The 13,045-nt window shown below is 59.7% G+C and carries 12 protein-coding genes; 7 read left to right on the top strand and 5 right to left on the bottom strand.

Translation table 11 applies throughout. The features are described 5' to 3' along the window. The 7 genes from R2855_15680 to R2855_15710 all read left to right on the top strand — a co-directional run. Positions 1-626, top strand: a 626-nt coding sequence (locus tag R2855_15680) for a DUF917 domain-containing protein (protein ID MEZ4532436.1), incomplete at its 5' end; no start/stop codon positions are given. 1 nt (position 627) lies between these two features. Further along, on the top strand, positions 628-951 hold the full coding sequence (locus R2855_15685) for a DUF6092 family protein (protein MEZ4532437.1): 324 nt from the start codon (positions 628-630) through the stop codon (positions 949-951). Next, entirely contained in the window at positions 948-1,511 is a 564-nt protein-coding gene (locus R2855_15690) for a nitroreductase family protein (protein ID MEZ4532438.1), read from the top strand. Before R2855_15685 ends, R2855_15690 begins: the two co-directional genes overlap by 4 nt. Positions 1,512-1,539: 28 nt before the next feature. Further along, positions 1,540-2,631 (top strand): DUF917 domain-containing protein, encoded by a 1,092-nt coding sequence (locus tag R2855_15695; protein ID MEZ4532439.1) that lies wholly within the window; start codon positions 1,540-1,542, stop codon positions 2,629-2,631. Between the two features lie 19 nt (positions 2,632-2,650). Next, entirely contained in the window at positions 2,651-4,693 is a 2,043-nt protein-coding gene (locus tag R2855_15700) for a hydantoinase/oxoprolinase family protein (GenBank protein MEZ4532440.1), read from the top strand. A gap of 2 nt (positions 4,694-4,695) precedes the next feature. Next, a complete protein-coding gene (locus R2855_15705) occupies positions 4,696-6,480 on the top strand; it encodes a hydantoinase B/oxoprolinase family protein (protein MEZ4532441.1) in 1,785 nt (594 codons plus the stop codon). Continuing rightward, complete coding sequence (locus R2855_15710) at positions 6,480-8,228, top strand: hydantoinase B/oxoprolinase family protein (protein ID MEZ4532442.1); 1,749 nt, start codon at positions 6,480-6,482, stop codon at positions 8,226-8,228. The genes R2855_15705 and R2855_15710 overlap by 1 nt, the downstream gene beginning before the upstream one ends. A gap of 47 nt (positions 8,229-8,275) precedes the next feature. Here R2855_15710 and R2855_15715 read toward each other — a convergent pair whose 3' ends face one another. The 5 genes from R2855_15715 to R2855_15735 all read right to left on the bottom strand — a co-directional run bounded on the left by R2855_15715 (position 8,276) and on the right by R2855_15735 (position 13,045). Next, positions 8,276-9,571: an FAD-dependent oxidoreductase gene (locus R2855_15715; protein ID MEZ4532443.1), complete on the bottom strand. Its 1,296-nt coding sequence runs from the start codon at positions 9,569-9,571 to the stop codon at positions 8,276-8,278. A 44-nt stretch (positions 9,572-9,615) separates the two neighbouring features. After that, positions 9,616-10,590, bottom strand: coding sequence for an electron transfer flavoprotein subunit alpha/FixB family protein (locus R2855_15720; protein ID MEZ4532444.1), 975 nt, complete (start codon positions 10,588-10,590; stop codon positions 9,616-9,618). Between the two features lie 91 nt (positions 10,591-10,681). Further along, positions 10,682-11,482 carry an exodeoxyribonuclease III gene (locus R2855_15725; protein MEZ4532445.1) on the bottom strand — a complete coding sequence of 267 codons (801 nt, stop codon included), beginning with the start codon at positions 11,480-11,482 and terminating at the stop codon, positions 10,682-10,684. 21 nt (positions 11,483-11,503) lie between these two features. Next, on the bottom strand, positions 11,504-12,259 hold the full coding sequence (locus R2855_15730) for an electron transfer flavoprotein subunit beta/FixA family protein (protein MEZ4532446.1): 756 nt from the start codon (positions 12,257-12,259) through the stop codon (positions 11,504-11,506). A 9-nt stretch (positions 12,260-12,268) separates the two neighbouring features. Continuing rightward, entirely contained in the window at positions 12,269-13,045 is a 777-nt protein-coding gene (locus R2855_15735; GenBank protein MEZ4532447.1) for an enoyl-CoA hydratase-related protein, read from the bottom strand.

Below are 13,045 nucleotides of genomic sequence, written 5' to 3' on the forward strand. Positions count from 1 at the left end.
ACGAAAAGGGCAACACCTGCATTCTCAATACCTGCAACAACCGCTGGACCGAGACTTTCGCTCGTACGATCGCCATCGATATGGGTTGCTCAGCATTCATTGGGCTGTTCGTGATGACAGGCAAGCAGATCAAAGCAGCTGCCGTGGCCGGCACGATCACAAAGGTCGAATCGATTGGCAAGACGATCCGAGCCGCGCATGCGTCCCACGTCGATCCGGTGGAAGCGGTTCGCGCCGCCACCAACGGTCATCTGATCTGGAAGGGCAAGATCGCAGATCTGAACCGGCGCACCGAAACCGGATTCGCGCGCGGGACAGCGTTGATCGATGGTGTGGACGAGTATGAAGGTCGTCGCCTTGCGATCGATTTCCAGAACGAGTTTCTGATCGCTCGCGAAGGAGACCGAACGATCGCCAGCACGCCGGACCTGATCACGATTCTCGACTCCGAGGCGGGCAATGCGATTACGACCGAATCGCTGCGATACGGCTACCGTGTCGCGGTGTTGGGGATACCCTGCGACCCCCGTTGGCGGACTGCGGGTGGGATCGAGCTCGCCGGTCCTCGCTATTTCGGATACGACATCGAGTACTCGCCTATCGAATCACTTGCTGCGGAAGACTGAAATGGACGAGCAGAATGCGGTCTTGACCGAGGCACAGGCGAACGAGTTGATCTCGTTTCTCTTGAGTTCCGCGGAAATCACGTTGAAGGAGCCGATTCACTATGGGCCATTGCGTCTGGTGGACGCGGTTAGCCGGCTCATTGGATTCATGGAGTCCAACGGCTCCGTACCGGACGACGGCTACCTCGCAAACCTGAAGGATGAGATCGATGTCAAGAAGCAGTGGTGCATGTGGGACAAGCCGGCCTTCTATGACTTTCTTCGCAACGCACCTCGCGGAATGGCTGAGTATGTGGTGACCACCTCAGAGGGCAGCACCGAATGAGCAAAGAGAGCGATCTCGTCTTTCAGAACATGATGACCCGGCGAGCGGTACGCTCGTTCACCGGCGAATCAGTTTCTGACGATGCGCTGTGGGAGATCGTCCAGGCCGGGCGATGGGCCGCCAGCGGCGGGAATCTGCGACCACACCGCTTCTTGATCACACGCGATTCGGACAGGATTCGCCAGATCCGATCGTTCTCTCCCGGGATGCTGGCCGAACCGCATGCAATCATCGCGATTCTGATCGACTGGGACCAGGTGTCGCGTGAGTTCTCCTCTATCGAACCCTCGATGATTCCTTATGTCGATGTTGGAACCGCTGCGCAAAACATGCTGAACATGGCTCATGCGCTTGGAGTTGGAAGCTGTCCGGTGACCTCGTTCAGCCAGTCGGGCATCGCAGGCGTGATCGGCCTTCCGCCGAACATGTCCGTGGAACTGCTCATCATGCTGGGCGATCCAAAGCCGGTGGACCGTGGCCTCGCCGCAGATGCTCCGAAGTCGGTGACCACCCGTGACCTCACCTCATGGGAGCAGTTCGGCAACCACGATCGAGACTAGCCGACATGAAAGGATACGTCCCTTGGGCTTGAAGTTGAGTCGCGAGGATCTGAAGGATCTGGCACGCGGGGCGGCCTTCCTGGGAACGGGAGGCGGTGGAAATCCGTATGTCGGCCGGCTTATGGTCGAACGAGCGCTGGACGAAACTGGACGAGAAATCGAGCTCCTCGATCTGTCCGAAGTGCCCGACGACGCGCTCGTGATTCCTACCGCCATGATGGGTGCACCAACCTGCATCGTCGAGAAGCTGCCGAATGGCGGGGAGCTGGTTTCCTCATTCCAGCGTCTGGAAGAACACCTCGGCAGGAAAGGCTTCGCCACCATGCCAATCGAGGCGGGAGGCATGAATTCCATGATGCCATTGGTGGTGGGATTGCGACTCGGCATTCCCGTGGTGGACGGCGACGGCATGGGTCGCGCGTTTCCAGAACTCTTCCATGAGACCTTTCACATCTACGGTGTTAGCGGCTCGCCACTGGTACTCACGAACGATCATTTGGACACCTGCGTGATCGAGGCGCATGACAACTTCGCGTTGGAGTGGTTCGCGCGCGGGTTGACTATCCGCATGGGCGGTGTCGGGTATATCGCAGAATTCCCGATGGACGGCGCAACGACCAAGCGTGTTTCTGTTTCGGGCACGATTGGGCTCGGTTTGCGGGTCGGCCGAGCGATCCGCGAAGCACGCGAAGAGCATCGCGACCCGTTCGCGGCAATCAGTGATGTGTTTTCCGCTACGGAGTACACACCGGCAAAGGTGATCTTCGATGGCAAGATCACCGAGGTCAGCCGTCGAACCGAGCAAGGCTGGGCGATGGGACATGTGCGCATCGCGCCGCTTGCGGATTCCGCTGCGGACGACGAGCTCTTCATCAGCTTTCAGAACGAAAACATCATTGCGCGACAGGGAGAGCGCGTGCTAGCAGTTGTTCCAGACCTCATCTGCGTACTTGACAGTGAGACGGCAGAGCCGATCACCACGGAAGAACTCCGCTACGGCCAACGCGTCAAGGTAATGGCCGTGCAAGTGCCCGACATCATGCGGACACCGGAAGCGCTCGCGGTTTGGGGACCGCGTCATTTTGGGATCGATATGGACTACCAGGCAATGGCGGTCTAGGGAAGGTGGAAGCAACGAGATGATCCGCATCGGAACTGACATCGGAGGCACGTTTACCGATATCGTCTGGGTGGACGACGAAACCGGAGAAATCAAGGCCGACAAGGCTGCCACCACCCCAGCCGATGTTGTGCAGGGTGTCATGGCCGCGTACGCCAAAACTGGCGTGGCAGCAGACGAGGTCGGTCAGTTCATCCATGGCTCGACCGTTGCAACGAATGCGCTCGTGACTCAGCGGGGGGCTGTCACCGGCCTCATCACAACGAAGGGTTTCCGGGATATTCTGGAGATTCGGCGAATCGACCGACCGGACGAGCACATCTACAACATCTTCTGGGAGAAACCGAAGCCACTGGTTCCGCGTCGCAGGCGACTGGAGATTTCGGCGCGGATGATGTTCGATGGGACTGTGTTGCAGCCTGTCGATGATTGGGAAGTGCGAGTCGTTACCGAGAAGCTCCTGGAACTCGGCGCACAGTCGATCGCCGTCTGCCTCTTGCATGCCTATGCAGACCCGAGCCACGAGCTGGTGGTGCGCGACATCATCCGTGAAGTCGATCCAGATATCTATGTGTCTATGAGCCATGAGGTCGCGCGTGAGATTCGCGAATACGAGCGCACGAGTTCGACCGTGATCGATGCCTATGTCAAGAAACCAGTGGTGAGCTATCTCGATCGGCTCGACAAGACTCTGCGCGAAGATGCTGGGCTGGCGAACTCGCCGCTCATTGCGAACTCGACGGGCGGAGTTTCGACCGTAGAGGCGATCGGCCGGGCACCGATTCAGATGATGGAGTCCGGTCCTGCGGGAGGCGCTATCGGAGCGGCATACCTGGCGGAAAAGCTCGGCACACCGAACCTGGTAACCGGCGATGTTGGCGGGACGAGCTACGACGTCTCGATCGTCGTCGACGGCAAGACGCTGCTGGCCACCGAACATGATTTATTGGGATACACCGCCAAAGTCTCGAGCATCGACGTGCGAAGCGTCGGTGCGGGTGGGGGCAGCATCGCGAATGTCGATTCCGGTGGCCGTCTGCACGTCGGTCCGGCGAGCGCTGGGGCGGATCCGGGGCCGATGTGCTACGACCGCGGAGGAAACTCACCCACTGTCACCGACGCGGCCGTGGTGACAGGCTTGATCGATCCCACGCTCTTTGCGGGAGGTGAGATGAAGCTGCGCCCAGATCTGTCGCTGGCCGGCATTCGACCGATCGCCGAGCAACTTGGCCTCTCAGTCGAAGAAGCAGCAGAGGGCATTCTTACGGTCGCTCGCAACAATATGGCGAATGTCACGCGGCAGACATTGGTGGGTCAGGGGCACGACCCGCGTGATTTCGCCTTACTTGCCTTCGGGGGCGGCGGCGGCTTATTCGCAAGTGAAGTCGCTCGCACGCTCGACATTCCGAATGTCATCATCCCGCGACATCCGTCGGTCTTCTCGGCATGGGGGATGTTGAGTGCCGACATTGTCGGTAGCTTCGCGCGCAGCTACTTGAAGCAGATTCCGCTTCTCGATCTCGACTATGTCGGGCGCCTCTTTGCCGAGATGGAGTCGGAAGCCTACGAGTTGACTGACGAAGCCGGCGTGCCGCGCGGCAAGGTCTCATTCCACCGGTCGATCGATTGCCGCTACACCGGGCAAGGTCACGAGGTCGAGGTACCGCTCGGCGAGATACCCATCGACGACAAGCTCATCGATGTTCTGCCCGAACTCTTCGATGAAGTTCACGAAGTGCGTTATGGGCACAAGATGCCCTCCAAGCGCGAGACCGTGACCTTCCGGTTGCGTGTTTTCGGATCGATGCATCGGCTGCCACTGGTCGAAATCGAGAAAGGCGAGGAATCCGCAAACGACGCACTGACCAGCACCAAGCAGGTTTTCGTGAATCGCGAGTGGCGCGATGCCGGAATCTATGATCGATCGAGGCTGCTAGCGGGTGCGACGATTGCTGGACCAGCGCTCATCCAGGAACCAAGTCATGTCACCGTCCTGATGCCAGGCGATGTAGCAACGGTCGATGACTTCGGCGCGCTGCGCATCGCAGTCGGAAATGACTAGTCATGCCGGGGCAAGTCACAGCTGATCCCATCACCACTGCAGTCGTCCACAACGCGCTTCTGACCGCCGCCAAAGAGATGCGCGAGACGATCCAGCGCACCTCGTTCTCACCGATCATCTATGAGGACCGCGATTTTGCGTGCGGTTTGCTTGACGCCGATGCGAACACGCTGGCAGAGGCGCCGGGACTGACGGCGTTCATGGGAACGCTCAGTCCAGGGATCAAGCGTTCACTGGATGAGCGTGGAAAAGACGAGCTTCAGCCGGGCGATATCTACTGCACTTCGATGCCTGCGTTCACCGGTTCCCATCCGGCCGACATGATGCTTTGGATGCCTATCTTCCACCACGGAAGACTGTTCGGATTCGCGGCGAGCAAGGCCCACCTCGTCGATGTCGGGGCAAAGGATCCCTACCCCACCGACTCGACCGATGCGTTCCAGGAGGGATTGCGCATCCCGCCTGTCAGGCTCTATCGGGCTGGTCGACTCGATGAGACACTGGCGGCAGTCATAAAGTCCAACTCTCGCGCACCCGAAGTGATCTGGGGAGATATCCATGCTCAGGTCGCCTGTTTTCGCTCTGGCGAACAAGCAGTGCTTCGACTGCTCGACAAGTATGGGTTCGACACGGTGCATGCTTGCGTGCAGGAGATCTATGACCATGCAGAGCACATGGCGCGAGAAGCAATTCGCCGGATGCCAGCAGGGACATGGTCTGCAGTCGACTATTGCGACGACAACGGTATCGACCGCGGAGTACCAGTTCGAGTTGGAGTGGCGGTCACCATCGACCCCATCGCCGCAGAAGTGACTTTCGACTTTTCAGACTCGGCTGAGCAACAACGTGGGCCGATGAACGCACCGCTGATTACGGCCATCTCGTGCGCGCGCATGATGGGCAAGATCCTGACTGCGCCCGAATCAGTCGCCTGCGAGGGATCGTTTCGACCGATCAAAGTTGTCGCTCCATTGGGTTCGATCTTCAACGCGCATGACTCTGCGCCTACAAATCTCTATGGTTGGCCGTCAATGACTGCTGTCGAGACGATCCTGAAAGCCCTGGCAGGCGATTTCCCCGATCGCTTCCCGGCCCAGTCGGGCGGAGATCTTTGCGGTTGCTTCCGGTACGGGTTCGATGTTCAAACCGGCGACATGTGGGTGGAAGCCAATATCGAGGGTATCGGCCAGGGGGCGAGCGCATGGGCAGATGGCGAGAGCGCTATCGTTCATATCGAGGAAGCCTGCAGCCGCAATCTCCCTGTCGAACTGGAAGAAACCAAGAACCCTGAAATCATCGAGTGCTACGAACTTGTGCCCGACAGCGGAGGGGCCGGAAAGTTCAGGGGAGGACTCGGTGTGCGCCGTGCGTATCGGCTCCTGGCGGACGGGCGCATGATCTCCACGCTCGAGCGCTGCACCTCTCCGCACGCCGGTGTGGCCGGCGGCATGCCTGGCGGCCGCACGATCGGAATCCTCGATTCTTCGATCTATGGCCAGGGGACCGAGTTCATGAAGACACCGGATCAGCCAATTGCCGAAGGAGACCTTCTCACGATCGTCACCGGCGGCGGTGGTGGCTATGGAAACCCATTCGAGCGCGACATCGATCGTGTGGTGGCGGACGTCATCGAAGGCCTTGTGTCTGTCGAAGCGGCCCGAGATCTTTATGGAGTCGCCGTCACGTCGGACGGTGTGCTCGACCGAGCCGCCACCGATTCCATCCGGCAGACGTGGTCAATTTCTCAATCGATGGAGATGAAAACAGAAGCTGAAAGGTCGAACTGATGGTTCACACGGTAGCGGTCGATCCGATTACGACAGCAGTGGTTCACAACTCACTGTTGACCACCGCGCGTGAAATGCGCGAGGTCATTCAGCGGACATCGTTTTCCCCGATCATCTACGAGGATCGCGACTTTGCCTGCGGGCTTCTCGACGCAGATGCGAGCACGCTGGCCGAGGCTCCTGGCCTGACTGCCTTCATGGGCACCTTGAGTCCCGGTATCAAGCGTAGTCTTGCCCAGCGAGGAAAGGACGACATCGCACCTGGGGATATCTTCTGCACCTCGATGCCCGAATACACTGGATCGCATCCGGCAGACATGATGCTTTGGATGCCGATCTTCCACGAAGAGATCTTGTTTGGCTTCGCCGCAAGCAAGGCGCATCTTGTCGATGTCGGCGCAAAGGACCCCTACCCCACCGACTCGACCGATGCGTTCCAGGAAGGCCTGCGCCTGCCGCCAGTCAAGCTCTATCGAGGCGGTGCGCTCGACGAAACACTGGCCGCGGTGATCAAGTCGAATTCGCGAGCCCCAGAGACGATCTGGGGTGACATCCACTCCCAGATTGCGAGCTTCCGCACTGGAGAAGAAGGCGTGCTTCGACTGCTGAACAAGTACGGATTCGGTACCGTCAATGCTTGTGTCCAGGAGATCTATGACCATGCCGAAACGATGGCGCGCGATGCCATTCGGCAGATGCCGGCCGGCTCCTGGACTGGTATCGACTTCAGCGACGATAACGGTATCGATCGAGGAGTGCCGCTGAGAGTCGGTGTGACTGTTACGATCGATCCAGACGCTGCCGAGATCACGTTCGACTACTCTGCGTCCGCGGAGCAGCAACGTGGCCCGATGAACGTTCCATTCATCACGGCGATCTCTATCTCACGCATGCTGGGCAAGATCCTGACCGCGCCTGATTCTGCGGCCTGTGAGGGATCGTTCCGACCAATCAACGTGGTTGCGCCCAAGGGATCGCTTTTCAACCCTCATGATGCGGCTCCCACCAATCTCTACGGGTGGCCGGGCATGACCGCCATCGAGGCGGTGATGTCCACTATGTCGCCAATCTTTCCGGAACGATTGCCGGCGCAATCGGGAGGAGACCTTTGTGCGGTCTTTCGCTATGGATTCGACGTGCAGACAGGCGAAATGTGGGTGGAGGCCAATATCGAAGGCATCGGCATGGGCGCATCCGCGTTTGCCGACGGCGAGAGCGCCATGGTCCATATCCTGGAAGCATGTAGCCGCAATCTCCCAGTGGAATTGGAAGAAGCCAAGGATCCAGAGATCATCGAACGGTACGAGCTCATTCAGGACAGCGGCGGAGCAGGCAAGTTCCGTGGCGGCTTGGGTGTACGGCGTGACTATCGGTTGCTGGCTGATGGTCGAATGATCTCGGTCCTCGAGCGATGCATTGCGCCACATGCTGGCGTCGAAGGCGGGTTGCCCGGCGGTCGCACGTATGGCGTGCTCGATTCGTCGATCTACGGGCAAGGCGTGGAAATCATCAAGACACCGGATCAGCCAATTGCAAAGAACGATCTGCTCTCGATTCGGACTGGTGGGGGCGGAGGCTTTGGCAACCCGTTGCTGCGAGACCCAGATCGGGTGCAAGAGGACGTACTGGAAGAGCTGGTGTCCGTGGAGGCCGCGCAGGAGCTCTACGGCGTCGTGTTCGACGAACACGGCGAAGTCGACACTGCTGAGACCACAAAGGTGCGCGCCGCTCGTCTCAGCGCGGCGTAGCTGCTGTCGTGCGGGGTTCGCGGCGAGAGCTGCTGGGCCCCTCGCGACTACCGCTGAGTTCTCAACGCACCGAACGCGTCACCCAGGAGACGGCGCTTCGGAAGACCCTTCACCATCGACATGATCTTCTTCTGCTTCTCCTTCTTGGAGACTCCGTCGACGGTCAGATACTCGAGTGCGGCGCTGGCAGCGAGCTTCGGGTACTCGGTGAAGAGATGGGGCCGGTCATGCGCAAACGGCGCCATCTTGGAGACCTTCTTCATATCGGCCATGATGATGCTGTCGTCGAGGCGACGCTTGTAGGCCGATAGCGCGTGCGCAGAGTAGTCGCCAGCTGCCTTGGCTTCGATGATCGTTTCGGCGGCGAGCTTGCCCGAGAGCATGGAGAGGTTCGCGCCTTCGCGGTTGACCGGATTGAGCAATCCAGCCGCGTCTCCAACGACGACCACCCCGTCTGCGTAAACCTGTGGCAGGCGATCCACGTTGAGCTCTGGAATGAGATGCGCGGCGTACTCGATCGTTTCGCCGCCGGCGATCAATGGCGCAATGGCCGGGTGCCGCTTGAAGCGGTCGAGCATGTCGCTTACATTGCGGCCGCTGTCGATCAAGTCCTGCAAGAGCGCGCCGGTGCCGATCGATATCGATTCCTTGTTCGTGTAGATGAAGCCGTAGCCGAGAAGCCCCCAGGTGGACTCGCCGAAGATCTCGTACGCCGCACCCATCCCTTGCGGAAGCGCGAATCGGTCATCGATCTTCTCCGCTGGCAACGCGATGAGTTCTTTCGCGATCAGCGCCTGCTCAGACGGTTGCCACTCACGATGCAACCCGGCGGCCTTGGCCAGCAGTGAGTTTGCCCCGTCAGCAAGCACGACACAGTGCGCAAGCAGCTCGCCATCTTCGTCGCCAGTTGTGACGCCAGCAACCTTGCCGTTTTCCCAGATCAGGTCGACGATGGTGAACTCTGGATAGACCTCGGCGCCTGCGGCTTCCGCCGTCGAGGCATACCACTGATCGAACTCGGACCGAAGCACGCTGTAGGCGTTGTAGGGAGGCTCAGCGAATCTCATCGAACGAAAGACGCCTCCAAGCATCGCGTCCTCAGTGAGCGCAAGATAGCGCTGCTCGATGATCGGCCGCTCGAGTGGCGCTTCCTCTTCGAACCCTGGAGCGAACTGCTCGGTCGGTTGCCGATAGAGAATGCCGCCAGAGACATTCTTGGAGCCTGGGTATTGACCCCGTTCCAACACCACGACGGACAAACCCGCGGATGCCAACTCGCGTGCGGCAGTGATTCCGGCGGGGCCGGCTCCGACGACTATCGCGTCGAATCGATCGTCATCCATTGTTGGCCCCCATTTCTTGCCGTCGAATCGATCTGCGATTGTCCCTACTTGGCCAGTTCGGCCGTCAGCGCTGGCACGACGTCGAAGAGATCCCCAACGATTCCAAATGACGCGATCTTGAAAATCGGGGCGTCTGGATCGCGGTTGATCGCAACGATGTACTCGGAACCTTGCATGCCGACATTGTGCTGCACCGCACCGGAAATGCCGACTGCAATGTATAGCCGTGGGGTAACCGATTGGCCAGTCTGGCCGATCTGCTCATGATGGGGACGCCACCCTGCGTCGACGACCGCGCGTGACGCAGCCACGGCTCCGCCGAGCGTCGCAGCGAGCTGCTCGACAAGGGCGAAGTTCTCCGCTTCCTTCAATCCACGGCCCCCGGCGACGATGATTTCCGCGTCCTGCAGCTTCACGCCGGCATCCCCGCCACCAGTCTCGTAGCCTTCGACACGCACGCGGGTGTCGCTGTCCGTCAGCGGGACTTCGAGCGGGACGATGCTGCCGGCCGTCTGGTCGGTTGCAGCCTTCGCCCAGGAACCTGGTCGAAGACTGACGATGCGTGCGGGGTCACCCTTGAGGGTGACGTCCACCAGTGCCTTGCCTCCCAGAATCGAACGACGGGCGATGATATCCGGACCGCTGCCATCCAGGCCAACAACATCTGAGGCAACTGCTGCATTCAGCCGGGCCCCGAGACGAGCGGCAACATCACGACCAGTGGTCGTGCCGGCAAAGATGAGAACATCAGCGCCGGACGTCTCCGCTGCGATAGCGATTGCTTTGGTGATTGGTTGATCTGTCATCAACAGTGGATCGTTCGCGAGATAGACGGTCGAAAGGCCCGTCTTCGCAAATGTCGCCGCCGCATCTGCCGCATTGGCGCCGACGACTGCGCCTGCCAGCTCGGCGCCGCTGATGGCCGCCAGTTCCCTGGCCGCGGTGACCGCCTCCAGCGATTCGGGACGGATACCGTTCGGACCGGACTCGCCGACGACGAGAATCTTCTTGAATGCCATGGTTTGCTCCTGTTGCCTTCTGGCGCTGTCCGGGTCGAAAACGGCCCGATGACGTGGATGCTTTTCGTCGATCGTTACGCAGGTTCGCCGATCATCGGTCGAGCACGAGTGATACCGGACAATGATCGGAACCCATGATGTCCATGTGCACATCGGCCGACACAATACGAGGCTCGAGTGCTCTTGAAGCCAGAAAGTAGTCGATACGCCAACCCATGTTCCTGGCCCGGGCGTTGGCCATCTGAGACCACCAGGTATAGGCGCCAGTTCGGTCTGGATGCAGCGTTCGAAAGGTGTCGATCAATCCAGCATCGATGAACGCCTGGAAACCGCCGCGTTCCTCGCTCGTAAATCCCTTCTTGCCGATGTTCTGCTTTGGGCGAGCAAGGTCGATCTCGTTGTGCGCGACGTTCAGGTCACCACAGAAGATGACCGGTTTCTGCTCCTCGAGGCGAACGATGTATGCCAGGAAAGCCGGATCCCACATCTGACGAAGCGGAATACGGCTCAAGTCGTCCTTGGCATTTGGGGTGTAGACCGTAACCAGCCAGAACTCCTCGAATTCGGCTGCGAGCACACGCCCCTCGTCGTTTGGGTTGCCATAGGAATCGATCGACCAATCGAATCGGTCGATGATGTCGGATGGAAGCCCCTCGACCACGCGCAACGGTTCGATCTTTGTGAAGATCGCCGTTCCGCTATACCCGGGTTTCTCAGCCGAATACCAGTATTCGCGATAGTCCGGGAGATCGATCTCCGCCTGACCTTGCTTGGCCTTGGTTTCCTGAATACACAAGATGTCCGGATCGCACGCGGAAACGAAGGCGGCAAACGCGCCCTTCTTGATGTTGGCGCGAAGCCCGTTCACGTTCCAGGAATAGAGTTTGAGCATAGGAGATGTCTCGATGGGCGCCTAAACGAGTTTCTTTTCCCGCAGCCAGGCAACAAGTTGAGCGGCAGCGTCCGACGCGGGCAGATCGGCAACGATGGTGCCCTTGGCAGCGCGCTCCTCCCGATATGGTTCGCCCCAACTGATGTCATGCGGAACCGAAACGTCGACCTTGATCGTTTCGAGCGGCTTCTTCTTGGCGGCCATGATGCCTTTGAGGGACGGATAGCGAGGTTCGTTCAGGCCACTTGATGCCATCACGAGAACCGGCGTCTCTGTCGATACCTTTTGCTTGCCATCTTCGGTATCGCGCAAGAGTGTGAGTGTCGACCCGTTGGCATCGAGACCAATGACGGAAGAAACGCTGGGCAGTCCGAGCAGTTCGGCCACCTGCGGTCCGATTTGGCCGGTGCCGGTGTCGTCCGAACTTTGCCCGGTCAGGATGATGTCGAATCCACCACCGGACAGCTGTTCCGCCAGCACACGAGCCAGCACACGTGTATCGACATCGTTGGCAGCCATTTCGATCAGCACGCCATTGTCGGCCCCCATCGCCAGCGCGCGGGTGACAGCGTCTTTCGCGCCCGACGGTCCGGCGGCGATCACGGTGACATCGGCGCCGTGCTTTTCCTTGAGGAGAATCGCTTCTTCGATGGCATAGTCATCATACGAACTGATGACCATTTGCCCACCGAAGATGGGTTTGCCCGTAGCGGAATCGATCCGCATTGCATTGAGATCGGGCACTTGTTTGACGAGAACAGCGATCTTGTAGGCCATGAAACGTCCTTATGCTGGATCCTGGAAGGTTGCGGCGCGCTTCTCGACAAACGCCGTCATCCCCTCTTTCTGATCGTTGGTTGTGAAGGCAACGCCAAAAGCTCTTGCCTCGCTGTCGAGCCCGTCGATAGTCTGTCCATTGAACGCCAACCGCATGAGCTGTTTGGCGGAACGAACCGCGAGCGGGCTGTTGGCAGCAATAGATTCCGCCATCTTGACCGCCTCGTCCATGAGTCGATCGAGCGGATAGACGGCGTTGACCAAGCCGATGCGAAGCGCTTCGTCGGCTTTCACCCGCCGTCCGGTCAGAATCAACTCGGCCGCCATGCCCGGGCCGACGAGGCGTGGCAATCGTTGCGAGCCACCCCAGCCCGGCGGAATACCAAGGGTAACCTCGGGCTGGGCGAATACCGCATTCTCCGAGGCGAGTCGGATGTCCGCGGCGAGGGCGAGTTCGCAGCCCCCGCCCAGCGCGAATCCGTTCACCGCCGCGATGACGGGTTGTGGCAACTCCTCGACAGCGCGGGTGGCGCGATGGCCGGCGCGGCCAAAGGCAAGCCCGCCCACCCCATCGAGATCCTTCATCTCCTTGATATCGGCGCCGGCTGCAAAGGCGCGATCACCGGCACCGGTCAACACCACCGCTCGAATCGAGCCATCCGCCGCGAGGAGATCGAAGGTTTCGGCAAGCGAGACAAGTTGCTCGTTGTTGAAGGCATTGAGCGCTTCCGGGCGACTCATGGTGACGACGGCAATAGCGCCCCGTCGTTCGACTTCGATGGCCAT

The sequence above is a fragment of the Thermomicrobiales bacterium genome (assembly GCA_041390825.1).
Lineage (GTDB): Bacteria > Chloroflexota > Chloroflexia > Thermomicrobiales > UBA6265 > JAMLHN01.